Here is a 23,742-nt window from a genome sequence, read left to right as displayed (position 1 = left end):
CGTCGGTCAGGCACGAACCTTCGTGTCGATCATGCTGGCCACAAACTCCGGAAACACCGGCGCCGTATCGATGCGCAGGTCCGCAGTGTCGAGCCTCGGGGTCTCACGCCATGCGTCCATGCGCCGCGCAAGATCGGAGTCACCGCGCTCCCGCAACCTCATCTCGGCGTCGTCAGCCGGGCACCACAGCTCGACCACTACCCACCGGACCTCCGGGAACGACATCAGCACCGCATCAACAGCCTCGGGTTAGCCGAGATGGATCACCGGTATCCCGCTGGCGAGCGCGTCGACCACTTGAGAGCCAGTTGCCCGTGTCCCTCTTCGCGGACGAGTGGACCGAGCTCAAACGTGACCCTGTCAAGCGATGGAGGCCGCGCTACGCCGAACTCGGGACGATCGAGCGATTCGCGCCGGCGCTCTTCGCACTCATCGATCTCGTGCTCGGATGGTCCATCCTGTGCTCATGACCTACCTCGACGACATCGCTCAGACGATCCGGGAATCAGTAGACCCGAACGTCGGCGTCCCCGGTGAGAGCGACGACCTATTCCGCCTGTATGCCGTGCTGTCCCTTGTGAAGGGCGAGAGCGTGACCGCTAGAGACGTTCACGACGCTTGGGTCGCGTGGATGCAAACCAAGGGCGAGGAACACGAGTCGATGATCCCGTTCGACAGCCTCGATGCATCTACAAGGGCCGAAGACAAGCCCTTCGTGGACGCTATCCACCGCGCGGTCCGCCGCACATCCTGAAACCCAGTGACAGGCACTGAGTTCACGCCACCACGTCTCGTGCCGGCGCGGCGAACTTCGGTGCCTGTCACTCCTTGCGTGCTCGCCTATGCACAGTGGGGTTGCGCGGCGGTGGCGAGACCAACATCGCTTTAAGAGCGGTCACGATCTCGATCGTCACGGCATTCAGAGCCTCCCCCGCCTTGTTGATCTCCTCCGTGGTCGGCGCTTCCTCGTCAAGGTCCGGCCGCCACTCAAGCAACATGAGTTTCGCGTGGCGGAAGTTGTACCGGCGTGACAGCTCCCCGAACTGCTGGATCGCGGAATTGGTCGGAGCGAGCGAGATCACTCGGTCGGAGAGCCAATCGATCTGGAGACGAAGCGCGTTAAACGCCTGGTTGGCCTCCCTTAGGTTCTCGCGTTCCTGCGCATGCAATGCCGACCATTGGTCACCGTCCAACTCGCCCGCGGCCTCGGCGACCATTCCGACGGTGTGAAGCCCGACCCTCACCCCACTGACGATCGGCGGGTGCTCAAACGTCAGGAGTTTCCCGAGAGCGAGCACGTCCTCCTCCCAGCGCTGCTCTCGGCGCTTGCGTGTGTCCACCCGAGGAACGAGCCAGAACTGAACGAAAACAGAGCCAGCCAGCGCGACCAACGCGCCGATGATGACGGGGAAGACCCGGTCACCGAGGCTCGGCTCCGGGGTCGGTGTGACGGCGGTCAAGAGGCTTAGCAACATGGGGTCCATCGTGGCCCTCACTCACCCGCTCCCCTGGCGTTTTCAGTAGCCCCGTACCCAGCTCAGATGTTCGCGCCGCAGGTCTAGCGAAAAGCCGACCGGTGCAGAGCCACGAACGGCCCGAGGTCGGATGACCTCGGGCCGTTGCCCTGCTCCCCGGGCAGGAGTCGAACCTGCGTCGCTAAATCTTGGTTCAAAGCCAAGCGGGCCCTGCCGGCAGACCAACCGGGGAACGTACGCCGAAACGCACGGGACAACTGTAGACGGCGAACGTCGCGCTCACCGCACTGACTCATGCACAGAGCGCAGCAGTCGTCGGCCTGCTTCAGAACGTCGTGCTCGGTCGGAACCTTCTTCCTTTCTGAGCGTGAGGGACGTTGCCCCGACGGTCACCCTCGGGCGCAGGTCACCGCAAACGGGTGAGGCGGCGTGAGGCGAGGGCGATCAGACTCGCCCCGACCGATCAAGGGAAGAGGCTTGCCATGGACGCCATGACCAACGACTTCGGAGATGTGATCCTCTGGTCGTTCTGGTTCTTCATCTGGATCGCCGCACTGATGGTCTGGATCCGTTGTCTGTTCGACCTGTTCGGCGACTCTTCGCTCAGCGGCTGGGCCAAGGCCGGATGGGCGCTGCTCCTCATCTTCGTGCCCTGGCTCGGCGCGCTGATCTATCTCATCGTCCGCGGCCGCAGCATGAACGAGCGCCAGCAAGCCAAGGCCGCGGAGATGCAGGCCGCCCAGGACGACTACATCAAGAAGGTTGCGGGTGTACCGACCTCCCCGGCCGATCAGATCGCCAACGCCAAGGCGCTCCTCGACGCCGGCACCATCGACCAGCACGAGTTCGAGACCCTGAAGGCCAAAGCGCTCTCGAGCTGAGGCCGATGGGCACAGAGCCTCGGGCCGCCCCGACCGCCTCAGACGACGTCGCGACGCAGTGAGACGACGGCAGCCAGCGCCGAGGAAGCCAGGGCATGACCGACGAGCACGAGTGCCCCGACCAGCGGAGCCTGGACGACGGGTCCACTCACACCCGTCTCCGCCACGACCATCTCCAGCAGCGCGGTCGACCCGGTGAGTGCGGCGGTGGCCCCGCCGGGCAGGAACGGATAGGCGACGTTGACCCCGGGGAGGATCATCATCAGGTTCTCCACGAGGTAGAAGTAGCCCAGCGTGATCCCGATCGCGACCAGCTGGTGCCGGGCGACGGCTCCGATCCCGACGCCCAGCAGCATGTAGATGGCCGCGGCGATGCCGTGCCTCAACGCCGTGGCGAGGATGGCGCCGATCCCGAGCCCCGGCTCGATCCCGTGGGCAGAGGTGCCGGCGTAGATCCCCGCGACCGCGGAGAGCGCCATGACCAGCCCGTAGGCCAGGCCGAGCGCCGAGTAGACGACGAGCTTGGCCACCAACACCCGGCCGCGCCTCGGGACCGCGAGGAAGGTGGTGGCCACCGTGCGATGTCGGTATTCAGCGGTGATCGCCACGGTGCCGATCAGCGCGGGCACGAAGAGGGTGACGCCGAGCAGGCTCAAGAGCCCGGATACGCCTGCGGCCGTGTCCAGGCCGGGCATCGGCGGCGTGGCGTTCTCGGGCCCGGTCAGTCCGACGAGACCGGTGAGCAGGCCGCCGCACGCCACTGCGGTGACCAGCGTCCACAGAGGCAGCCGGGTGCGGGTCAGTCGGACGAACTCACCCCGGACCGCGTTCATCAGCTCTCGCATGCCATCTTCTCCTCGATCATGCTCAGGTAGGCGTCCTCCAACGAGGCGTGGTCGCCGGTGAAGTCGGTCAGAGAACCGGACCAGAGGGTGCGGCCGCCCTCGATGAGCACCAGGTCGTCGATGACCTGCTGCAGCTCGGTGAGCACATGGCTGGAGACCAGCACCGTCCCACCAGCGTCGGCGAAGGCTCGCAGCAGGCGACGTAGCCACACGATGCCCGAAGGATCCAGGCCGTTGGTCGGCTCGTCGAGGATCAGGCCGGACGGCTGCCCGAGCAGGGCCGTCGCCAACGCCAGCCGCTGCCGCATGCCGGTCGAGAAGCCCCGGACCCGTCGGCGCGCAACCGAGTCGAGACCGGTCGCCGCGAGCACCTCCTCGACCCGATCGGCGGCGACACCGATCAATGCGGCCTGCGTCTCCAGGTGACCGCGGGCGCTCATCCCGGGATGAGCGCCGGCCAGATCTCCGACGACGCCCAGCACCCGGGCCGGACGGCTCAGCGAGGCGTACGGCACCCCGCCGATCGTCGCGGCGCCCTCATCCGCACCGGCGAGCCCGGCGAGGATGCGCAAGGTCGTGCTCTTGCCCGCGCCGTTCGGGCCGATGAAGCCGGTCACCCGCCCCGGCCGGGCGACCAGATCAACCCGGGTCAGAGCCGGTAACGCACCGAAGGACTTGCTCAGGCGCTCGACCAGCAGGGTCGGGCCGGTCAGCACTTGGTCCCCTGTCGCCACGTCTGCAGCCACCGCGGCACTCACGGCCGAGCCAAGGCGTCGAGCTCGGAGGCCACCGCGACAGCCTCCGGCGCGCTGACCAGCAGCTCGTCGAACCCGCCGCCCGCCTCCCGGTCGCGCAACCGGATCCGCAGCAGAGGCAGCCCCCGCGTCATCGAGACCAGCCTGCGGGTGCCTTCGGGATGCCGAAAGGTGCCCAGCTTGCGGAGGCCGGAGATCGCCAGGCCCGAGCGCCAGCCCAAGATCTCCGAGCTCCATCCGGGCAGCACCTCCACGGACTCGACGGCATCGACGGCGACGGAGTGGCTCGCGCGACCCGTCATGAACCGCTCCCAGCCAGGGAAGGTGAGGGTCAGCAGGTGGTCCTCGACCGCGAGAGTGGTCATCTCATCTCCTAGAATATGCTCAGATCAGGAACATTCTCAAAGTGAGAATATTGGAGGGAACATGCCACCGCAAGGCAATATCTCCGAGGTCGTGGCACATCCCGTCCGGCTGCGGATCCTGCAGGCCGTCGGCGGCCGCGACCTGACCACCGCCCAGCTCAGGGAGCTGCTGACCGACGTCCCCCAGGCGACTCTGTACCGACACGTCGCAGTGCTCGTCGAGGCGGGCGTCCTCGCCGTCACCTCCGAGCGCCGGGTGCGCGGTACCGTCGAGCGCACCTACACACTGGGCGAGCGGTTGGCCCACGTCGAGCAGGCCGAGCTGGCGACGCTCTCCGACGAGCAGCTCAGAGCCAGCTTCCTCGCCTTCGTCGGCGAGCTGCTCCGCACCTTCGATGGCTCACTGGGCCTCGGGGAGGTGACCCGCAGTCACCTCGGGTTCGGCACCGGTGCGTTGTACGTCGACGAGAAGGACCTCGCGCTGATCCAGCAGGGATTCAACGAGCTGATCACCCCGTACCTCGAGGAAGCGACCGGCAAGCAGCGCGTGATGCTGTCCACGGTGCTCCTGCCCGCCGAATGAGGCAGCGACCGCACACCGGCTGACCTATCGTGTCAGACGTGGACCTTCCTGTGATGCCGCCGATCCTGCCGATGCTCGCGAAGCCCGCGAAGGGCGTGCCGACCGGCGGCGGATACGCGTTCGAGCCGAAGTGGGACGACATCCGTTCTAGTTGTACGTAATCGCGGTACGATGCATCCGTGAACGCACGGCGCCACAACGCCGGGCCGCAGGTGCGGCACGGAGTTGGTTACACGCGCTACTCGACCGACGAGCAGGGTTCGACGGCTGAGCAGCGCGCGATCAACGACGCCGTTGCCGCCGAACACGACATCGTCTTGACGCACTCGTTCGCCGACGAAGGTGTCTCTCGCAGTCTCGCCGACCGCCCGGGCCTCCAAGAGCTCTTCGACTACCTGGAAGCCAACCGCGATGTGCACTACCTGGTAGTCAACGAGCTCGAGCGACTCACCGCAGGTATCGGCCAGCGCCAGCAGATCACCACCCTGTGCAAACGACTCGGCATCACGCTCGTGACAGAGGACATCGGCCTGATCGATCCGCACGACGAGGACGCGATGTACGACGCCGACCTACGCGCCGTGAACGCGAAGGGCGAGGTGCTCAAGGTCAGGCGCCGCACTCGCCGCAATCTTCGCGCCAAGGTTGCGGCCGGCTCCACGATCGCCATGCGCCCCGCGTACGGCGTACGTATGAAGCCGCTCGTGGTCGATGGCGTCGAGCTTCCCAGCGGGATGCCGGCCTTCGTCGGAGGCCGCAAGGTGCGTTCAGGCGAACTCGAACTGCACCCGGACGAATACCCCTGGCTCAAGCAGATCTTCGCATGGGCCGATGAAGGCGTGCCCTCCGACGAAATCGCCCGACGGCTGAATACGGAAGCGGTACCAACCAAGACACGACGGTCCGGGTGGGGCGGAAACACGATCAACGGAATCCTCGACAACCCTCTCTACAAGGGTGAACTGGTGTGGGGCCGGCGGCAGGTTCTTCGCGACGAGAACGGCAGGGCCTACCTGGAAGCCCGCGACGAGGACGACCCTGGACGTGTCGTGAAGGCTTCCCCGCTCGGTCCGCTCGTGGATCCCGACCTCTGGGACCGCGTGCACACTCAGCGCATGGCTCGACGCGGCGAACGCCGCATGAAGAAGCGCGTCGTTCCCGAGCACGTCCTGGATCGGTTCGTCTACTGCGCCCGCTGCGGACACCGCATGTACGCCCGAGTCGATAATCCGGGCAAACCGAACATGAAGATCCGCATCAGGTTCTACTGCCCCGGCACTCGACCCGGAATGGTGGCCAAGGAAGGCTATCCAGGCACCTGCACGCGCGTGAACAGCATGCTGGCCGACCGCATCATCAAGGGTGTCGGTTCGCAGCCGATACGTGGTGGCGCCACGGTCCAGGTCACGGTCAGCCGCGGCGTCTCCAAAGACGAACACGCCCGAAGGCGGACCGCCCTAGAGGCCCGCATCGCGGAGTCTGAAGCCGAGTGGAAGAACGCCAAACGACTGGCGATCAAGGGCCTTCTCGATGACGACGACCTCGTGTCGACGAAGCGCCGCACTGATGAGGCGGTCAGTGCGGCGCGGGCCGACCTGGCTGACCTTGGTGACAGCGCGCAGATCGAGATTCTCCCGTTCGCCGGAGAGATTGCCGAGCGGTTCGCCGAGCTGGCCCAAGCCTTGGAAGACGAATCAGCACCCGTCGCTCTACGGCAGAGACTGCTACGCGACTTCGGCGTTCACCGCATCTACGTCGACAACCCAGACATCCGCGTCGAGCTGCTCTAACGGCACCCCCGCCAAGAACGCATCCCGCTTCGCCTTGAACACGGCCAGCGCTCGCACCGCCCGTGCGTCCTGCTCCGGCGTGAGGATCTTGGCTCGCTCACCGTCACAGAGCCTGTCCTGGTGCACTCGTCCGCTCGAAGCCACCTCGAGAGAACTCGATCGCGCAGGGGGTATCAACGCGTCTGGAGTCGCTTCCCGCCTGGACGCCGCCCTCATGACCGTTGCACCCCCTGATGCAGTCAGCGCGGCATGCCGCGCTCCTACTACCCAGGGTCGAAACCACTCCGCCAGTGGCCACCCTCGCCCTCGAACACCCGCTCACCGTGACATGGCGATTTTCAAGCCGCCACCTGACGTGCGGTGCGGCACGCCCTCTGACCTGCCGAAATCACGTCCCTCGGTGATGGGCATCGTGCTCATTCGCTGCCGAAGTCGAGCTTGCGGGCGGCGCCGAGCAGATAGTCGCCCTGGATGCGGGTGAATGCACCGGTCACAGCCAGGCCGTGATGGGGTAGCTCGGCGAGGAAATCCTGCGCGGTGAATCGGTCGTGCTCGGGGTGGTCGAACAGTCGCCGGTAGGTCGGTCGGGCCAGGGCATGGGCGGTGACTTCGTCGAAGATGAACATTCCGCCGGGTTTCAGCACACGTGCGATCTCAGCGACGCTCGCGCGCCAATCGGGGATGTGATGGATGATCGCGAAGTCGAAGGCCGCGTCATAGGTGGCGTCCGCGGCATCAAACGCCGCCTTCAGGTCGGTGGCGTCCGCTACCTGGAGGCGCACCCGGTCCGGACGGTCCGCTAGGCGGTGCTGGGCCTTGGCCACCATGTCGGGATCGAGGTCAAGTGCATCGACCTGTGCGGCCTGGAAGCGGTCGAGGATCATCCGTGTGCCGTACCCGGAGCCGCAGCCGATCTCCACGGCGCGGCCGCCCTCTGGTAGCGGCCCGCCGGCCAGCCGCAACAGCGCGGGGACCTCGTAGAAGCGTTGCAGGGCCCGGCGGGCGGGACTGTTGACCGCTGCTTTCTCGATTCGGTTCATCAACATGACACGACCCCTTCTAGATAAACATCGACTACGACAGTTATCATCGTTCCATGACGATTGATAGCACGGAGAGCGCACTGTCGGCTACCACCTCATGTGGGGCGCCGACCGCGGCCGTTGCCCTGTTCCGTTCCCTGGGAGACCCGGCACGCCTGGCGATTCTGCGGCGACTTGCAGAGGGCGAGGCCCGCGTCACGGACCTAGTCAGCTGCGTGGGGCTGGCGCAGTCCACAGTCTCCGCGCACCTCGCCTGCCTGCGCGACTGTGGCCTGATCACCTCCCGGCCACAAGGCCGCGCCACCCTGCACTCGCTCGCTAGGCCGGAGCTGCTCGACCTGCTCGCCTCCGCAGAGCAGTTGCTCGCCGCTACCGGCGACGCCGTCGACCTGTGCCCCACCTACGGATCCAACTCCATCGGCCCTGAGGAGTCCACCCGATGAGCAGCACACCGACCACGGCCACCACGCCGGACGTGACCGGCAAGGCTGCCCGCCGCGCTGTCAGGTACGCCCAGTTCACGATCGGCTACAACGTCGTCGAGGGCATCATCGCGATCGCGGCCGGCACGGTCGCCGGGGCGGTCTCGCTGATCGGCTTTGGGGTCGACTCCAGCATCGAGGTCGCTGCCGCGACGGTGGTCCTGGTGCGGCTGCTCGCGGAGATGAAGGGCGGCGAACCAGACGAGGCCAAGGAACGCAGGGCCCTGAAGTTCATCGCCGTCACGTTCTTCGCCCTCGCCGCCTACGTCACCATCGAAGGCATCCGCGACCTCGTCAGCGGCGAGAAACCCGACACCTCCCTGGTCGGCATCGTCTTGACCGGCGTCTCCATCGTCATCATGCCCTGGCTGGCCCACGCCAAGCGCAAGGCCGGTCTGGAGATGAACTCCCGCCTCGTCGTCGCCGACGCCGCCGAAACGAAGCTGTGCGCGTGGCTGTCCGTATCGACCTTCGCGGGACTGGTGGCCTTCGCGCTGTTGGGCTGGACCTGGATCGACCCCGTAGCCGGCTTTGTCATCGCCGCCTTCGCCATCATGGAGGGCAAGGAAGCCTGGGAAGGCGAACTCGTCTGCGACGATGGCTGCGAAGACGACGACAACGAGCCCGGCTCCGGCCAGGCGTCCTCGTGCTCGCAGGACTGCCAGTGACAGCCCCTAGCACCACCGTCGCAGCTCGGTCCCGCGTCCTCAAACGCCGGATCGGGCTGCTCGTCCTGGCCGCCGTCCTTGCCGGAGCCGACCTCGGAATCAAGGCATGGGCCGAACGCGCCCTACCTGCTGCTCCGATCGAAGGCGGCCTTCTCGATCTCCGGCTCACCTTCAACCCCGGCGTCGCATTCTCCTTCGCAGCCGACGCTCCGTCCTGGATCGTCGTCGGGATAACCGCCCTTCTCACGGCAGGGGTAGCAGTGCTGCTATGGCGCACCACGCCAGAAGCAAGCCAGCCCTGGGGCCTCGCGCTCGCCGTCATTCTCGGCGGCGCGCTCGCCAACCTCATCGATCGCACGCCGGACGGGCACGTCACCGATTACCTGCACACCGGCTGGTGGCCCACCTTCAACCTCGCGGACGTTTTCATCGTGACCGGCGGACTCCTGCTCGTTGCGCTGTCTTGGAAGGACCAACCAGCAACTGAGACCTAGGAGGCACGCAAAATTCGCCGACGCGCGTCCGTCGGCGTCACAGCACCAAGGCCGTTTCGGCGCCACCTTTGGGTAACGTCGATCCTGGAGTCCATGTTGGAACATCGGATCGATCCAGCTCGTACTGGAGAAACTGCCGGACAGGACCCGTTCGCGGTGACGCCGCTGTCGGATCAACCGGGGCACTTACGCAGTTACTGTCCGATTTCGACGATCTTGGACCACGTCGCCCCCTGATCCTCGGATGCGTAGATTCCGGTATCGGTTGCGACGTGCCAGACGGTGTCCGTGGCGTCGAGGGCTTCGGGTTGCCCAGTGACCGATCCTGGGTTGATCCAGTCGCCGGTTGCAGAGTCGGCCGTGTAGACCTTGCCGTCAGGTCCGGTGCCGACGAGCACGCCGCGCGGGGTGGCGTCGATCCACACGAGCCGGGGTGCGTCGGCGACTTTCGTGGTCTGGCCGCCGAGGTCCACCCGGACGAGTTCACCCGCTCCGGTGGTGGCGAGGACCTGATCAGTCTTGCCCGACGATGAGGCGAGGTCGATGAACTCGCCCTCCGTCACGCTCTTCCACGTCGTACGGTCGGTGGTGGCGAGGATCTGGCTGCTGTTGGAGTCGTAGCCGAACACCCGGTTGCCGACGACCTCGAGTGCGTGGAAGTCGGCCTCGCCCTGGAGTGACAGGGGTTTCCAGGTCTTGGCTGCATCGGTGGATTCGATCAGACCGAGATGGGGCGGCAGGTCCTCGTTCAGGTCCGGGTGGCCGCTGCCCAGGAAGGTGTGCGGACCGGTGACGGTGAACGCCATGGTGTCTTGCCAGCGGTTGGCGATGCGGGTTGGTGTGCCGTTCTCGATCTTGAAGACCCCGAGGTGTCCTGCTGCATACAGGGCGCCGTCGGCGGGATCGATGCCGAGCCCGTGGATGTGGCCGATCTGTTGATCGTCGCCCGTGGCGGCTGAGCGTTCCGGTTGGTCCGACGCGCAGCCGCCCAGAAGCAGGATCACGGAGGAGGAGATCGCTACAAGAACAGGCAGGCGGTGCATGGTTCGATCCTCAGGGTCAGGGTTCAACGAACAGGGTGGTCGATGAAGGTGAAGGTGCCCTGCATCAGCAGGTCGGCCCGACCCTGTTGCCGGATCTCGAGAAGGATCAGCAAGATCACGGCCGCAGCGATGGCGATCCTGCGTGCGCGGCGGGTCCAGGTGATGTGCGCGGTGAGCCAACGGCCGGTCATGATGCCGGTGGCGCCACGTAGGAGCAGCAGGCTTACGACCAGCACGGTGGCGATGCCGAGTGGGTTGTAGCGCCATGCCTCACCCCACCGACCCATCGCGGTGTAGCGGGCGGCACGAGTGCCGCCGCACAGCGGGTCCATGATCCCGTACCAGTGCAACGGCCCGTGGAGATCGATCGGGGGCAAGCCGAACACCGCCATGCCTCCAGCGATCACTGCCAGGCCCGCCGCCCCGAGACTGATCCACCGGTATCGGTCGCGCCCCTCGAGAGTCACCCGCATCGCCAGATGGGTGTGCGATGGCGCGTTCACAGGCACGTCCGCACCCCGAGCACGGTGAGCGTGAAGCCGATGACGATGAACGCCCCGAACGCATACACGGGCCACAGACTCTTCTGCGCCCATCTCTTTGAGCGGTTGCCCATCAGGACCTCACGACCGTGCCCGGCGAAACCATGCGCGCCGTGCGGGTGCAGCCTGAGCGCTCACGGATACAGGGTTGACGTCGTAGCCGGCGATGCGGATCGCCTCGGCGACGTGGGCAGGTTCGCATCGGGTGGGGTCGAGCGTGACAGTAGTGAGCTTCTTCTTGAGCGAAGTGGTCGAAGAAGTCACGCCATCGAGTTCTTCGACGGCCTCGTCGATGAGGATGCTGCAGCTGTTGCAGTGCATGCCGGTCACGGCCCAGGTATAGGTGGTCTGCATGGTGTCCTAGCTGATCGTGATGGTGCCGGAGTACATGCCCATCGAGCACGAGTAGTCGATGCGCCCGGCCTTGGTGATGCCGAGGTCGAACGGGGTGTCGCCGTTCTCGGGCAGAACTGTTTGAGTGTTGAGGGCGGGGACGACGAGCGCTCGTACGCATCCGTAGGCGCCCTGGGAACGGAAGATCACCTTGGTCGGGACGCCTGCCTTGAGTGCGAGGTTTGCTGGCGAGAACCGGCCCGAGGTGACTGTGATGACCGCAGTCTGTGTGCCGTCGGCCATCGTCACCGTAGAGGCGTCCGCGATCGCTGGTTGGTCGATACCGAAGGTCTGTTTGAGATTCTGCGCGGCCAGCGGCGAACCGGCCAGGGTGAGGCCGCCGTTCAGCGTGTAGAACCCGGCGAGAAGCACAACGATGCCGGTGGCGAGCGCGAGCCGGCCCTTCCAGGCAGCCGCCGCCTTGTGAGCGACATATCCGATGAGGGTGAACAACGGCGCGGTGCCGAGAACGAACACAGCCATGGTGAGCGCGCCCCGTACAGGGGATCCTGAGGTGATGGCCAGCGCCATCATCGACAGCGTCACGCCACACGGCAGCAGGATCGAGGCGAACCCGAGGATCGCTGGAGCCAGGGCGCTTGTCGAGTGTGCACGACCACGCACGAGCTTCACCCAGGAGGCGGGCAGAGTGATCGCGAAACTCCTGAAGCCCGGTACGCCGAGCTGAGCCAGACCGAAGGCGATGATCAGAAGGCCCGCCACGATCTGCACGGTCGAGCGGAGATTCGGAGAGAGCTGGACGGCCGAGCCGACTGCGCCGAGCAGCGCGCCGAACAGAGCGTGCGAGGTGATCTTCCCGGCGAGAAAGCCGCCCACCGGAGCCAGGTCACCTCCGAGCTGTGCCTGCCACGTCTGCTTCATCGCCGGCTGTCGCTTCCCGCCCTCAATCCCGGTCGTGCGACCCTTCTGGCGCGCCACCAGACCGGCCAGAAGGCCACCTTGGACGGCGGCACATGAGACGCCGCCAGCCAGTAGGCCGGCAAGGAGGATGGCGCCAAGGTTCATGGGGATGGTCTCCGTTCGTTCGCGACAGTGCTACTACTATGTCAGATAGTAGAAAGGACGCCATGACCGACACCTCGCTGTCCGCAGGGCCCGCCACAGGCGGCACCGTGGACCTCACGATCACCGGGATGACCTGCGCATCCTGCGCGACCCGAATCGAGCGGAAGCTCAACAAGATGCCCGGCGTCCTCGCGACGGTCAACTTCGCCACGGCCTCCGCGCACGTCACGTTCCCAGGCAGCGTGTTGCCCGACGAGCTGGTTGCGACCGTCGCGACCGCCGGATACGGCGCCGCACTCCCGAGACCAGAGCACGGATCTGGTGAGGCGTCGGCAGAGGCGGCCGAGGCGCGGCGCATCCGTTCCCTGCGGGATCGGCTGATCCTGTCTGCCGTGCTGTCCCTACCGGTGGTGGTGCTGTCGATGGTGCCGCCGGCGCAGTTCCAGTTCTGGCAGTGGCTCGCGTTTGCGCTCGCCTCACCGGTCGCCCTGTGGGGTGCATGGCCCTTCCACCGTGCTGCCGCCGTCAACGCTCGGCACGGTGCGGCCACGATGGACACGTTGGTCTCGATCGGTGTGCTGGCCGCTTGGGGGTGGAGTGTCTACGCGCTGTTCTTCGGAGGTGCCGGCGAGTCGGGCATGCACATGGAGTTCTCCCTGATGCCGCGGTCCGGCGAGCTCGGCCGCACTCCGGAGATCTACCTCGAGGTCGCTGCCGCCCTGACGGCGTTCATCCTCGCCGGCCGCTACTTCGAGGCGCGAGCGAGACGCCGCGCCGGCGAGGCGATCCGTGCCCTGCTGGACCTCGGGGCGAAGGACGTCGCAGTCTTGCGAGACGGCGTCGAGGTGCGTATCCCCGTCGACCATCTCACGATCGGCACGGAGTTCGTCGTACGCCCCGGCGAGAAGATCGCCACCGACGGCGAGGTCGTCGACGGCGCCTCCGCGGTGGACGAGTCACTGCTCACCGGCGAGGCGGTCCCAGTCGAAGTCGCCCCGGGCGACACCGTCACAGGAGCTACCGTCAACGCAGGGGGTCGACTCGTCGTACGAGCAACTCGGGTCGGCAGCGACACCAAGTTGGCTCAGATCGCCCGCCTCGTCGAGCAGGCGCAGACCGGCAAGGCCCATGCCCAACGGCTCGCTGACCGGGTGTCAGCAGTCTTCGTACCCGCCGTCCTGGTCATCGCGGCCGGCACCTTCGGGCTCTGGATCGGTCTCGGTCACACTGCCACCGCAGCGATCACGGCGGCTGTCGCCGTCCTCATCATCGCCTGCCCCTGTGCACTGGGCCTGGCCACCCCGACTGCGCTGATGGTCGGCACCGGCCGTGGTGCCCACCTCGGTCTACTGATCCGTGGACCCGAGGTGCTGGAGTCCACCCGACGTGTGGACACCATCGTCCTGGACAAGACCGGTACTGTCACCGAGGGCCGGATGCGGCTTCTCGAGGTCATCACCGACGAGGGGACGGACCGGGAAGAGGCCCTGCAGTTGGCAGGTGCGATCGAGCATGCGAGCGAACATCCCATTGCCCGCGCCATTGCCGAAACACTCAGCGACCCTCGACCTGTCTCGGACTTCCACAACCATGCGGGTCGGGGCGTCAGCGGCGTCGTGGACGGCAACGAGGTGTTCGCCGGTCGGGCAACATGGCTTGCCACGTTGGGTCTGGCGATCCCTGACGCTCTGGTTTCTGCACAGCGCAATGCCGAGGCGGCCGGTCACACGGTCGTGCTCGCTGCCTGGAGCGGACAGGCGCGGGCGGCGCTGGTGGTCGCGGACGCGCTCCGGCCCACCAGCGCGGGCGCCGTCGTCGACTTGAAGAGGCTCGGCCTGACGCCGATCCTCCTCACCGGCGACAACGAGGCGGCCGCACAGCACATCGCTGCCCAGGTCGACATCGCGCATGTCATCGCCGAAGTCCACCCCGAGGACAAGGTCGACGTCATCAAGAAACTCCAAGCCGACGGTAAGGTCGTCGCCATGGTCGGCGATGGCGTCAACGACGCGGCCGCGCTCGCGCAGGCCGACCTCGGCCTCGCCATGGGCACCGGCACCGACGCCGCCATCGCCGCTGCCGACCTGACCCTGGTCAAGGGTGATCTGCGGGGCGCCGTCGACGCCATCAGGCTGGCCCGCAAGACCTTGGGCACCATCAAGGGCAACCTGTTCTGGGCGTTCTTCTACAACGTGGCCGCCCTACCCCTAGCTGCATTCGGTCTGCTCAACCCACTCATCGCCGGCGCCGCCATGGCGAGCTCCTCGGTGTTCGTGGTCAGCAACAGCCTCCGGCTTCGCCGCTTCAAACCCCTCCACGCACGGTGATCCGATCGCTGGTGGTACTGGCCGCCGTCTGCATCGTGCTGCTGAGCCTCCCCTCACCAGCGCAGGCGCACGCGACCCTCCTCTTCACCACACCCACCGCCAACGGTGCAGTCCCCACCTCGCCGCGGCAGATCCAGCTGGTCTTCGATCAGGCCGTCGCCCCCGCAGGCAGCGCGCTCACCATCACAGGCCCGGACGGGGCAGCCCCGGTAGGAGCGGTGAGGCTCAGCCGCGGCGACCGAGTCCTGTCGGTGCCGTTGCTGTCGCGCCTCGAGCCAGGCGAGTACGAGGTGGCCTGGGCAGTCACCGCGCGTGATGGCGACTCGATGGCCGCCGAGTTCCGGTTCGCGGTCGGCTCCAGCGCCGGGCTCACTCTGGGTCCACAGACGCCACAAACACCAGGTGCCACTCCCACAGGGGTGCTCCGATGGCTGCTGTTCGCCGGCCTCGCCCTGCTGCTGGGCGGATTGGTCGGAGAGCACCTGGCGCGGCGTACGAGCGAGCCCGACGACCCCCGCCCGCTGCTCCGCACCGGCGGGGGTCTCGCCCTCCTAGGAGCCGTCGGCCTGGCGCTCGTCCAAGCCGGCGGCGGATCGCTTTCGAGCGGGGTCACCCGGGTCGGCGTGCTGGTCGACTCCGCCCCGGGACGGCTCGCCGCAGGCGAGGTGGCCCTGGCCCTCGTCGTGCTGGCCTCCCGTCGCCGCACGGTGCTGATCGCAGGGACGGTCGGTATCGCGATCCTCGAAGGCCTGCGAGCTCATCCCCAGGCGGAGCTCCCGGGCTGGGGTGCGGTGTTCCTCAGCCTTCACCTACTTGCCGCAGCGGTGTGGCTCGGAGCGCTGGTCCACACCGTCCGGGTTGCTCTACGCCGGGGCGGGCCGGGTGCTCGCGATGCCTTCGTCACCTATGCCCGACCTGCGCTCTGGGTCGTCGTAGCCGTGCTGGTCGCGGGCACGCTCGCGGCCGCGCCGCTCGTCCCTCTGGGCGACATCGTCCCCATGCTCACCGATACCTCGTACGGCCGCTGGCTCGCCGCCAAGCTCGGACTCGTTCTCGTGGCCGTCGCGCTCGCACTCGCAGCCCGCTGGTTCCTACGCCGAGGTGCCCGGCAGCCTTCGGTGGCTGCCCACCTTGAGATCGGGGCCCTCGCGGGCGTGCTCGTGGCCTCCTCAGCACTCACCGCGCTTGCTCCACCGACTCCGGAGGACGCGCCGCTACCGTTTCCTCCCCCACCCTCAGGTGAGGTCGTGGCACTGGGCACCCGGGCCGGCTGGATCGGAATCGGAGCCACAGCAAGCCAAGGCCAACTCGTGATCCGGCTCGTCACGCCGGATACGGCAGCCACTTCCGCGGACACGGGGAGCAATCGCTACACGCTGTCGGGCAACGTCACACCACCACGGCAGGCGCCAGTGAAACTGCGCTTTCGCGAGTGCGGTGAAGGATGCTTCGTCACACCGATCGACTGGAGCCCGGGATCCAGCACCGTCACCCTCTATGTCGACGACGAGGAGTTCGACGGCGGTACCGCCGCGCTCCTCGTCCCCTGGCCGGCTCGACCTGCTCCCGACCTGCTCAAGAAGGCTGTGGCTGCGACGGAGCGCGAACCCCGTGTGGTGGTCCACGAGCAGGTCACCAGCGACACGAGCATCGGCGCTGCCGGGCGATCCGCGATTCCGTTGACCGGTCGGGAGTACCTCGGCACAGGGCCGTTCGGTTCAGGGGTCGCTCCGGTGGTCATCCGCCTCGACGACAACACGCTCGCCCTCGGATATCCGGCAGAAGCAACCTACGTGCAACTCACGCTCGATCACCACGACCGCATCGTGCAGGAAGTGCTCGCCGCACCCAATCACCTCGTCACCCGGACTCTGATCTATCCCGAGCACGGCGACTAACCCAGCGCCAAGACCGTTGGCGCTTGTCAGGGCATCGCGAAGGGGCATGCAGCAGCCGGAGCAAGCGTCCCCACCGCGATCGGGCCGAGCAGTACGGCCAGCGCCACGGCCGTCACGAGAACAACCCGGAACCCTCCCGACCTGGGGTCTGGATCGACCAGGCGACGCACCCGGCGGATGACCGTGCTGCCACCCGCACCGAATGCCGTTGCCGGGGTAGCTGCCTCTGCCAGACACAGCAGGGCGCCCGCCACGACGTGTCGGTCCGTATGGCGAACCGCGGCATCGTCCGCTGCCATCTCAACCAGGCCCGGAACAGCGTTCGCCGCCGCACGGAACAGAGGCACGAACGGAAACGCCGTCCCTAGCACCGTCGCAGCAGAGACCACCAGCGCATGCCGCCCGCGCAGGTGAGCGCGCTCATGCTCGAGCACCGCCGCCAATTCGGCACGCGACAAGACCTCGAGCGCTGCATTGGTGACGTACACGTCACCACGAGCCCAGTGAGGAAGGCAGAACACCGTCGCTGGGCCCTGGTCGATCACTCGGACGTCAGGTTCAGACTCGTGCGGGACCGCCAGCATCGCCAGCCTCAGTCGCTGCGCACGGCGGTCGCGGCCGATCCTCCGAGCGTGCCGGAAGCCGCACCAGAGCACTCGCATCGCGCCAACGAGAAGAACCGTGATCCCCAACAGCCCAGCGAGAGTGACCGGCTCCGCCGTGCGTGCATGGGTCAGCAGCTCCGCGCAACGACCGAGGAGCTCCAGGCCTGATGCACTCGTCCAGATATGGCGGCATAACAGCGCTGCACCCATTCCGAACGACAGCAGCACCGCTGCCGAGGTCGTCTGCCAGGCAAGCACGCCCGACATCGGAGCAGACTCCGGTCGCATGACTCGGTCGATCAGTCGCGGCCCCAGCCCGCCGAGTGCCAAGGCGAGACTGAGCAAGATGATGCTGGCTGTCACGGCTTGTCCGCCAGGAGTGCCCTCAGCTGCGCCAGCTCGTCAGGCGTGATCTTCTCGACGAAATGCAACAACGTCGCGCTCCTGTCAGCACTTCCGGCCAGCACCTCCTCCATCAGCTCCGCCTCGTGCTCCTCTCGTGGTCGCGCAGCCTGGTAGACGTAGGCCCGACCTGCACGCCCGCGCGTCAAGAAGCCCTTCGAATGGAGATTGTCCATCACGGTCATCACCGTCGTATACGCAATCTCGCGGCTCTGCTGCAGTCTCTCCACCACCGCGCGCACCGTGACAGGCTCTCTGACCTCCCACATCACGCCCATGACGGTGGCCTCAAGTTGCCCTAGTCCACGCATGTCCGTCCTCGATCCGCGAGCGTCTCCCATGAAATCCTATCGCTCATAGTAGATGCGTCGTCCGGCGATGATCCGGCGGTGGCGAACCAGGGCTTACGACGCCGTCTGCAATGTGACCGGCGGGCTTACGCCAAGGTCGACCAGTAGTACCAGAACCGATGTGCGATCAACGTCAGCACCAGCACGGCCGCCGTGGTCACCACCACGAGATGCCAGCGTGCAGACCATCGCACCACGGCACTACGGCCGACCCTGGCGCCGAACATCCCCGCGCCGGCGTTTCGGAGAGTGACATACCAGAACACGGCCCCCATCACGGCCCACACCACCATGCAGTACGGGCACAACGCGCCGATCCGGTAGAGACTCTGGAAGATGAGCCATCCCACGAAGGCCATGCCGAACGTTGCGCCGACTTGAAGGCCGATCCAATACCAACGCTTGAGTTCGGCACCAGCAAGGAGCGCAGCGCCTGTCATTGCGACGACAGGGAAGGCGGCCACCCCGATGAGTGGGTTGGGGAACCCGAACGCCTCGGCCTGATCGGCAGACATCACCGATCCGCAGCTGAGCACCGGGTTGATGCTGCAGGTGGGCAGGTAGTCCGGGTTGCGTAGCAGCGTGAACTTCTCTACCGCCAGCACGAATGCTGCAGCTAGGCCGACCAGGCCGGCGATGAGCAGCAGCCACGCAAGGGCCTTGTCAGAGATCGGCAGCGAAGTGACAGGAACGCCATCACGGGCCCTATCGCTGCCGGACGCTCGCGTGGTGGCCATCACTTGCCCAGTGCAGCGTCGAGAGCCGTGTTGAAGTCCTCCGCAGCGGCTGGCTCGAACAGCTCGCCGTCAAGGTAGAACGTCGGGGTTCCCTGGACCCCGAGCTCGGTGCCGTCGTCGACATCGCGTTGAACGCGATCAGCAACATCCTTGGACGAGTAGTCGGCGTCGAACCGCTTCATGTCCAGCCCGAGCTCCGCAGCGTACTTGCGAAACAGCGCATCCATCGGTTTCTGCTGCTCACCCCACGCAGACTGGGTCTCGAACATCCGCTGGTACATCTGCTCGTACTTGCCCTGTCTCGCTGCCGACTCCACGGCCCGCGCGGCGCGGGTGGAGTTGAAGTGCCCAGGTAGCGGGTAGTACCGGGTCACGAAGGTCACCTCGCCGGCGTACTCCTCGCGAAGCTCCTCGACGATCGGATAGGCGGCACGACAGGCCTCGCACTCGAAGTCCAAGAACTCGACCAGCACCACGTCACTGGTTCCCCGTTCCCCGAGAACGTGGCTGTCGGGACGTACGAGGCGTGGATCAGGCGCACCGTTCGCGGTCTTCGATGAGTCGCCCGTTGCAGGTTCGTCGTCACGGCCTGTCGAGAACAGGAGGCCTCCGATGCCGATCACGAAGGCTGCGGCGATCAGCATCGCGACTTTCAACTGGATGGTCACAGGCACAACTCTCGTCTCAGTGGAATCTACGATGATGGATCGTAGTAAATGGCCGGTAGTCGATTCGCCCTCGGGCTGGACGCGACCGCGGACAGCACCCAGTTCACGGCGTCTCGACCAGGGGCACCATCAGATCGTCAGACGTTGCCAGCGCCGCGAACCTCTACACGCCTGCGTAGGAATGGAGACCGGTGATCCACAGGTTCACGCCGAACAGGTTGAACAGGAGCGCCAGGTAGCCGGCGATCGCGAACCAGGAGGCTCGGGCTCCGCGCCAGCCGACGGTTGACTGGGCGTGCAGGTAGGCAGCGTAGAGCACCCAGGTGATGAATGCCCAGGTCTCCTTCGGGTCCCATCCCCAGTAGCGTCCCCAGGAGTTCTCCGCCCAGATCGCGCCCGCAATCACCGCGAACGTCCAGATCGGGAATGCGAACATCGCTGCCCCGTGGGCGACTCGCTCGAGGATCTCCGCGGCCGGAAGGGTGGCGGCGTACCGCCGAGATGGAGCGGCATCGACACCTTGGCGTTTGTCGGAGCGGATTCGCACCAAGAAGAGTGCTGCCGCGACGAACCCCACCGTGAAGATTCCGCTGGCCGTGATCGCGGCCGCTACGTGAATGACGAGCCAGTACGAGTTGAGCACCGGAACCAGCGAGCCGGCGGGTGTGTACAGCACGGTGACGGCGAGCCCCAATGCCAGCAGCAGGACCGCGACGACCCACACCCCGAGCGTCCGGACCGGCTGCCGACGCAGAAAAATCAGATAGGCGCCGCCGGAGGCAAGGGCGGCCACGATGACGAACTCGTACATGTTGCCCCATGGCGCGCGTTGAGTCGCCAGAGCCCTCGTGGCGACGCCCCCGACATTGAGCAGGAAAGCCAGCACAGTTAGCGAGGTCCCCACAGCTCCGATCAGGACCAGACGGTTGCTCTGCCGGACTCTGGGCCCGCTGGTCGCGACACGTCCTGCGCTCTCAGCGGCATAGGCAAGCAGCGCAAGCCCATAGATGGCGATGGCCGAGTAGATCATCGAGTCGGAGAGTTCGGCAAAGGTCTGTGTGTTCATGTGCCATCGTCCTCGGGGGATTTGGTGGTGGGTCCGTCCAGGGCGGCGATCAGGTCTCTTGACTCGGATACCGGTGCCTCGCGCCTTGCCAGAGGGAGTGAGGCGAGCTCGATGTGATTCCCGTCATCCGTGTTCGTGACGCGGACCCACAGGCGTCGCCTTGGGATCGCCAGCGACATGGTGAGTCCGACCAGCAGGAGGACGGCAGCAACGAGAGAAACCTCCTTGCCGGGGTCGTAGGCGATCTGGAAGTTGGCGAACTGCGCGAGACCGTCGAAGGTGAGGCTGCCGTTGCCATCGGGGAGGCTCATCGTCTCGCCGGGCGAGAGTGCTTGGCTGAAGGGTTTGTCGTCCGTTTGGACCTGGCTCAGACCCGACTTGTCCAAGGTGAACACTGATTGCGGGGTGCCGTCGCCGAGACCGAGGTCACCGGTGAATGCGGTCAGGAAGAGCTGGGGGTCGATGGCTTTCGGGAAGGCCGAGTACGGCCCTGACTCGTCGATCGCAGCGGTGGGCAGGAAGGTTCCCTGGAACGCGATCTGTACGGGGCGCGCGTCGGGAGCCTTCACGACTCCGTCGGAGGCGAGTGCGGAGTCCTTGGGCAGGAAGATCACCGGACCTGTGAAGACCACCGCACCGGTTCCGTCGCGGACCGTGACCTTGGGCGCGTAGCCGTGACCGGTCAGAAACACCTTCGTGCCGCGAACAACGAGGGGTTGATTCGGCGAGACTGTCGTTTGACGCTCGGGACTGCTGTCGGATGTGCGGTAGGAGATGTTCGCCTTGAAGTCCCTGGGTTCTCCGGCCTTTGGTCCCGTCAATTCGTACGTTGCCATGAAGTCCTCGAGCCGGAGCGTGAACGGTTCGAGGTCGTCAACGTCGGTCCAAGGTGAGCGAGCGAAGCCGTCGTAGAGGGCACGGACGTTGGTGAACGATGATCCTTCGATGACCGCGACCCGGCCCTCATACCCAAGCAATTTGCCTGCGGCGACGCCAAAGAGGAGGACGAGCAGTGAAAGATGGAACATCAAGTTCCCCACTTCCCGAAGGTAGCCCTTCTCGGCTCGCACTTGATCGGCGTCCATGACCACTCGAAAGCCCCGACGGCGCAGGTGCCGTGCTGCGGTGTCGAGCAACTCCTCGGCGTCGAGGCGGCTGGACCAGCTTCGGTGCCCGTGCAGGCGGGCCAGGTTGCGCGGAGCCGCGGGTGGGCTACTTCGTGCGGATCGCCACAACTGGCGGGTGCGAGGTAGGACACAGCCCGTCATCGAGACCAGCAGCAGGATGTATATCGCCGCGAACCATGGCGACGCATAGACCTCGAACATGCCGAACCTGTCGAGCCAAGGCGCCAAGTCGGGGTGGTCTCGCTGGTACTGAGTCACCGCGAAGGGGTCGCTGGCTACACCGCGCTGAGGCAACAACGAGCCGGGGATCGCCGCTAGGGCGAGCAGCGCGAGCAGAATGACTGCGGTACGCATCGCAGTCAGCTTCCTCCAAGCCCAGCGACCCCACCCCCAAGAGATGCGCGCTTCCTCAGGCCGGGATGACTGCACCCTCCCCGGGCCGAACTCAGGTGAGCGCATCACGACGTGGGCCCCGATGCCTCCAGCGTTCGCGTGACCAATGCCTTGAGAGTCGAGTACTTGGCCGGGCCCAGGATCCGAGCAGCGAGCCTGCCCTCTGCGTCGACGACGAATGTGCTCGGAACGGCGCGTGGTGGAAACGCGCTACCGAACGCGAGGAGGGCATCGGGCGCCGATGCGGTGGTGATACTCGGGTAAGCGATGTCATAGGTGCGTTCGAAAGCGCGGGCCGCCTGATCATTGTCACGAACATTGATGCCGATGAACCTGACACCCGATGTCGCAAACTCCGTCGAGAGCCGACGTAGTACCGGCGCCTCGGTACGACACGGCGCGCACCATGAGCCCCACACGTTGTATACGACGACTCCGCTCACCTCGGCGCTGGAGAAAGTGCCACCGTCGAGAAGCCCACCTCGGATACTCCCGACCGGTCTGCGGTCGCCGGCTCTGTACTCCTCGACAGAGTCACCACCCGGGGAAGCGGCCGAGCTCTGGCCGGGGCCATCTCGGAGGAACATGGCCGCTCCGATGACTGCGCCGAACGCAACGACCAAGGCCACCGCCACCACGGCGAGGAGCCGGCCTCGACTTGTCGAGCCCTTGTCATTCTGCTCAAGCATGGATCCCCTTCGCACGGTCCTGTCCCCTCGTTCTTGAGGTCGCCAGGACTGTTCGTACTAGCCTACTTAGTAGGATAGTAGGTGTCTGGTCTCGTGCATCCGTGGGGGAGGGCAACACCGGCACTGGTCAAGAGATCCCGTCCGGGAGCGTTACGTTCTCTATGAGAGTTCCCTGTGGTCTTTATGAGAGTTTCCGTGGTCTGCCACTCGGGTTCGACGGTCTCCGATGTCGAATAGTAGATTGTGGGGCCGCCCCGAGAGCTGGCCAATCGCTCGCGTTCATGCGGGAGACAGGGAGCCATGGGGTGCCGCAAAGACAACCACGTGAGGAACATGAGTCGACGACCCCAGGGACGACACCGTGCCGAAAGGCTGTCGCGACGACGATGGAGCGGCGAGCGGCGATCGCCGGGCTCGCTCGGGCCCTCTGGGCTTGCGGCCGGAGCGGTGGTAGCCACCGCGGCTGCCTTCACCGTGGCGTCTGCGGTCACTCAGGACGAACGCGCTGCAGTCACCGATTCCGGAGCACAGGCTCCGGCAAGCGCCCGACCGACCGAAGCCGTGGAGGCATCCCCGAACGCAGCGACAGATCGTCGCAAGCCGGTCACGCGAGGCGCCCCGAGCACGAGGACCAAGCCCAAGCGGGATGGTGATCCGGCATGGCTCCGGTCCTGCACTGCCTCGGACCAGGCCACCTCTCATCCCAACGGAAGCCTGCCGGCGGGAGAGCTGTGCGGGCTCCCGGTCGGCAGCTCCCACGCTCTTCACCCCGATGCCGCCGAGGCCTGGTCGCGGCTCGACGACCGCTACCGTTCTGAGTTCGGCGAAGGCATCTGCGTGACCGACTCCTACCGGAGTATCGAAGCGCAGGAGCAGGTGTTCGAAGCCAAGCCGGACCTGGCAGCAGACCCCGGCACGAGCCGCCACGGCTGGGGGATCGCGCTGGACCTCTGCGGCGGTGCCGAGTCCTACTCGTCAGCTACTCACGCGTGGCTGCGGCGCAACGGTCCCGACCTGGGCTGGGACAACCCCCAGTGGGCACGCAGCGACGGGTCGAAACCGGAACCATGGCATTGGGAGTTCTCGGCGAGATAG

Annotated in this window: 28 protein-coding genes and 1 tRNA gene; 11 read left to right on the top strand and 18 right to left on the bottom strand. The window is 66.3% G+C overall.

All coding sequences use genetic code 11. The annotated features are described in order from the left end of the window. Nucleotides 1-6 precede the first annotated feature (6 nt). The gene (locus ACFVDI_RS02065; protein WP_378899738.1) at nucleotides 7-231 is read right to left on the bottom strand and encodes a hypothetical protein; all 225 of its coding nucleotides are present in this window, start codon (nucleotides 229-231) and stop codon (nucleotides 7-9) included. A gap of 235 nt (nucleotides 232-466) precedes the next feature. Here ACFVDI_RS02065 and ACFVDI_RS02060 point away from each other — a divergent pair, with 235 nt between their 5' ends. Then, nucleotides 467-754, top strand: coding sequence for a hypothetical protein (locus tag ACFVDI_RS02060; RefSeq protein WP_378899735.1), 288 nt, complete (start codon nucleotides 467-469; stop codon nucleotides 752-754). Between the two features lie 67 nt (nucleotides 755-821). On the opposite strand, the gene ACFVDI_RS02055 is transcribed toward ACFVDI_RS02060, so the two are convergent. Together ACFVDI_RS02055 and ACFVDI_RS02050 are read right to left on the bottom strand one after the other, a co-directional pair. Then, a complete protein-coding gene (locus ACFVDI_RS02055; protein WP_378899732.1) occupies nucleotides 822-1,475 on the bottom strand; it encodes a hypothetical protein in 654 nt (217 codons plus the stop codon). A 152-nt stretch (nucleotides 1,476-1,627) separates the two neighbouring features. After that, a tRNA-Gln gene (locus tag ACFVDI_RS02050) sits at nucleotides 1,628-1,707 on the bottom strand. Between the two features lie 250 nt (nucleotides 1,708-1,957). Here ACFVDI_RS02050 and ACFVDI_RS02045 point away from each other — a divergent pair. Continuing rightward, nucleotides 1,958-2,356 (top strand): PLDc N-terminal domain-containing protein, encoded by a 399-nt coding sequence (locus tag ACFVDI_RS02045; RefSeq protein WP_378899729.1) that lies wholly within the window; start codon nucleotides 1,958-1,960, stop codon nucleotides 2,354-2,356. Between the two features lie 38 nt (nucleotides 2,357-2,394). Here ACFVDI_RS02045 and ACFVDI_RS02040 read toward each other — a convergent pair whose 3' ends face one another. The 3 genes from ACFVDI_RS02040 to ACFVDI_RS02030 are packed head-to-tail and all read right to left on the bottom strand — an operon-like array spanning nucleotide 2,395 to nucleotide 4,321. After that, nucleotides 2,395-3,201 carry an ABC transporter permease gene (locus tag ACFVDI_RS02040; protein ID WP_378899726.1) on the bottom strand — a complete coding sequence of 269 codons (807 nt, stop codon included), beginning with the start codon at nucleotides 3,199-3,201 and terminating at the stop codon, nucleotides 2,395-2,397. Continuing rightward, nucleotides 3,189-3,917, bottom strand: coding sequence for an ABC transporter ATP-binding protein (locus tag ACFVDI_RS02035; RefSeq protein WP_378899723.1), 729 nt, complete (start codon nucleotides 3,915-3,917; stop codon nucleotides 3,189-3,191). The genes ACFVDI_RS02040 and ACFVDI_RS02035 overlap by 13 nt, the downstream gene beginning before the upstream one ends. A 38-nt stretch (nucleotides 3,918-3,955) precedes the next feature. Beyond that, the gene (locus ACFVDI_RS02030; RefSeq protein WP_378899720.1) at nucleotides 3,956-4,321 is read right to left on the bottom strand and encodes a hypothetical protein; all 366 of its coding nucleotides are present in this window, start codon (nucleotides 4,319-4,321) and stop codon (nucleotides 3,956-3,958) included. Nucleotides 4,322-4,412: 91 nt separating this feature from the next. Here ACFVDI_RS02030 and ACFVDI_RS02025 point away from each other — a divergent pair, with 91 nt between their 5' ends. From ACFVDI_RS02025 to ACFVDI_RS02015, 3 genes are read left to right on the top strand one after another with little or no spacing between them, the layout of a single operon-like run. Next, nucleotides 4,413-4,904, top strand: a complete 492-nt coding sequence (locus tag ACFVDI_RS02025) for a helix-turn-helix domain-containing protein (protein ID WP_378899717.1) — start codon at nucleotides 4,413-4,415, stop codon at nucleotides 4,902-4,904. A gap of 38 nt (nucleotides 4,905-4,942) precedes the next feature. After that, nucleotides 4,943-5,065, top strand: coding sequence for a hypothetical protein (locus tag ACFVDI_RS02020; RefSeq protein ID WP_378899714.1), 123 nt, complete (start codon nucleotides 4,943-4,945; stop codon nucleotides 5,063-5,065). A gap of 18 nt (nucleotides 5,066-5,083) precedes the next feature. After that, nucleotides 5,084-6,694, top strand: coding sequence for a recombinase family protein (locus tag ACFVDI_RS02015; protein ID WP_141779360.1), 1,611 nt, complete (start codon nucleotides 5,084-5,086; stop codon nucleotides 6,692-6,694). Between the two features lie 416 nt (nucleotides 6,695-7,110). Here ACFVDI_RS02015 and ACFVDI_RS02010 read toward each other — a convergent pair whose 3' ends face one another. Continuing rightward, complete coding sequence (locus ACFVDI_RS02010) at nucleotides 7,111-7,740, bottom strand: class I SAM-dependent methyltransferase (RefSeq protein WP_141779359.1); 630 nt, start codon at nucleotides 7,738-7,740, stop codon at nucleotides 7,111-7,113. Nucleotides 7,741-7,790: 50 nt separating this feature from the next. Between ACFVDI_RS02010 and ACFVDI_RS02005 the strand changes: the two genes are divergently transcribed. From ACFVDI_RS02005 to lspA, 3 genes are read left to right on the top strand one after another with little or no spacing between them, the layout of a single operon-like run. Then, the gene (locus ACFVDI_RS02005) at nucleotides 7,791-8,180 is read left to right on the top strand and encodes a helix-turn-helix transcriptional regulator (protein ID WP_141779358.1); all 390 of its coding nucleotides are present in this window, start codon (nucleotides 7,791-7,793) and stop codon (nucleotides 8,178-8,180) included. Next, complete coding sequence (locus ACFVDI_RS02000) at nucleotides 8,177-8,887, top strand: cation diffusion facilitator family transporter (protein WP_141779357.1); 711 nt, start codon at nucleotides 8,177-8,179, stop codon at nucleotides 8,885-8,887. Before ACFVDI_RS02005 ends, ACFVDI_RS02000 begins: the two co-directional genes overlap by 4 nt. Continuing rightward, nucleotides 8,866-9,381: a signal peptidase II gene (gene lspA / locus ACFVDI_RS01995; protein WP_211352327.1), complete on the top strand. Its 516-nt coding sequence runs from the start codon at nucleotides 8,866-8,868 to the stop codon at nucleotides 9,379-9,381. The genes ACFVDI_RS02000 and lspA overlap by 22 nt, the downstream gene beginning before the upstream one ends. Nucleotides 9,382-9,575: 194 nt before the next feature. Here lspA and ACFVDI_RS01990 read toward each other — a convergent pair whose 3' ends face one another. The 4 genes from ACFVDI_RS01990 to ACFVDI_RS01975 form a co-directional block, all read right to left on the bottom strand. Further along, complete coding sequence (locus tag ACFVDI_RS01990) at nucleotides 9,576-10,424, bottom strand: F510_1955 family glycosylhydrolase (RefSeq protein WP_141779356.1); 849 nt, start codon at nucleotides 10,422-10,424, stop codon at nucleotides 9,576-9,578. 23 nt (nucleotides 10,425-10,447) lie between these two features. After that, a complete protein-coding gene (locus ACFVDI_RS01985) occupies nucleotides 10,448-10,801 on the bottom strand; it encodes a DUF2752 domain-containing protein (RefSeq protein ID WP_170225060.1) in 354 nt (117 codons plus the stop codon). 246 nt (nucleotides 10,802-11,047) lie between these two features. Further along, a complete protein-coding gene (locus tag ACFVDI_RS01980; RefSeq protein WP_141779354.1) occupies nucleotides 11,048-11,320 on the bottom strand; it encodes a heavy-metal-associated domain-containing protein in 273 nt (90 codons plus the stop codon). A 6-nt stretch (nucleotides 11,321-11,326) separates the two neighbouring features. Further along, entirely contained in the window at nucleotides 11,327-12,385 is a 1,059-nt protein-coding gene (locus ACFVDI_RS01975) for a sulfite exporter TauE/SafE family protein (RefSeq protein ID WP_141779353.1), read from the bottom strand. Between the two features lie 62 nt (nucleotides 12,386-12,447). On the opposite strand from ACFVDI_RS01975, the gene ACFVDI_RS01970 reads away from it, so the two are divergent. Further along, nucleotides 12,448-14,712, top strand: coding sequence for a cation-translocating P-type ATPase (locus tag ACFVDI_RS01970; protein WP_141779352.1), 2,265 nt, complete (start codon nucleotides 12,448-12,450; stop codon nucleotides 14,710-14,712). Then, complete coding sequence (locus tag ACFVDI_RS01965; protein ID WP_328528991.1) at nucleotides 14,709-16,610, top strand: copper resistance protein CopC; 1,902 nt, start codon at nucleotides 14,709-14,711, stop codon at nucleotides 16,608-16,610. Before ACFVDI_RS01970 ends, ACFVDI_RS01965 begins: the two co-directional genes overlap by 4 nt. Nucleotides 16,611-16,636: 26 nt before the next feature. On the opposite strand, the gene ACFVDI_RS01960 is transcribed toward ACFVDI_RS01965, so the two are convergent. The 7 genes from ACFVDI_RS01960 to ACFVDI_RS01930 form a co-directional block, all read right to left on the bottom strand. Then, nucleotides 16,637-17,578, bottom strand: a complete 942-nt coding sequence (locus ACFVDI_RS01960; protein ID WP_141779350.1) for a M56 family metallopeptidase — start codon at nucleotides 17,576-17,578, stop codon at nucleotides 16,637-16,639. Beyond that, complete coding sequence (locus tag ACFVDI_RS01955; protein WP_141779349.1) at nucleotides 17,575-17,928, bottom strand: BlaI/MecI/CopY family transcriptional regulator; 354 nt, start codon at nucleotides 17,926-17,928, stop codon at nucleotides 17,575-17,577. The genes ACFVDI_RS01960 and ACFVDI_RS01955 overlap by 4 nt, the downstream gene beginning before the upstream one ends. Nucleotides 17,929-18,053: 125 nt before the next feature. Further along, nucleotides 18,054-18,704: a vitamin K epoxide reductase family protein gene (locus tag ACFVDI_RS01950; protein ID WP_141779348.1), complete on the bottom strand. Its 651-nt coding sequence runs from the start codon at nucleotides 18,702-18,704 to the stop codon at nucleotides 18,054-18,056. Beyond that, nucleotides 18,704-19,372 carry a thioredoxin domain-containing protein gene (locus ACFVDI_RS01945; protein ID WP_246087974.1) on the bottom strand — a complete coding sequence of 223 codons (669 nt, stop codon included), beginning with the start codon at nucleotides 19,370-19,372 and terminating at the stop codon, nucleotides 18,704-18,706. Before ACFVDI_RS01945 ends, ACFVDI_RS01950 begins: the two co-directional genes overlap by 1 nt. A 163-nt stretch (nucleotides 19,373-19,535) precedes the next feature. Continuing rightward, nucleotides 19,536-20,438: a c-type cytochrome biogenesis protein CcsB gene (gene ccsB, locus ACFVDI_RS01940; RefSeq protein WP_141779347.1), complete on the bottom strand. Its 903-nt coding sequence runs from the start codon at nucleotides 20,436-20,438 to the stop codon at nucleotides 19,536-19,538. Next, nucleotides 20,435-21,919: a cytochrome c biogenesis protein ResB gene (locus tag ACFVDI_RS01935; protein WP_246087973.1), complete on the bottom strand. Its 1,485-nt coding sequence runs from the start codon at nucleotides 21,917-21,919 to the stop codon at nucleotides 20,435-20,437. Before ACFVDI_RS01935 ends, ccsB begins: the two co-directional genes overlap by 4 nt. Nucleotides 21,920-22,023: 104 nt before the next feature. Beyond that, nucleotides 22,024-22,647 carry a TlpA disulfide reductase family protein gene (locus tag ACFVDI_RS01930; RefSeq protein WP_141779345.1) on the bottom strand — a complete coding sequence of 208 codons (624 nt, stop codon included), beginning with the start codon at nucleotides 22,645-22,647 and terminating at the stop codon, nucleotides 22,024-22,026. Between the two features lie 300 nt (nucleotides 22,648-22,947). On the opposite strand from ACFVDI_RS01930, the gene ACFVDI_RS01925 reads away from it, so the two are divergent. Further along, a complete protein-coding gene (locus ACFVDI_RS01925; protein WP_141779344.1) occupies nucleotides 22,948-23,742 on the top strand; it encodes a D-alanyl-D-alanine carboxypeptidase family protein in 795 nt (264 codons plus the stop codon).

The sequence above is a fragment of the Nocardioides sp. NPDC057767 genome, assembly GCF_042798275.1.
Lineage (GTDB): Bacteria > Actinomycetota > Actinomycetes > Propionibacteriales > Nocardioidaceae > Nocardioides.
This window is presented reverse-complemented; position numbering and strand designations above follow the sequence as displayed.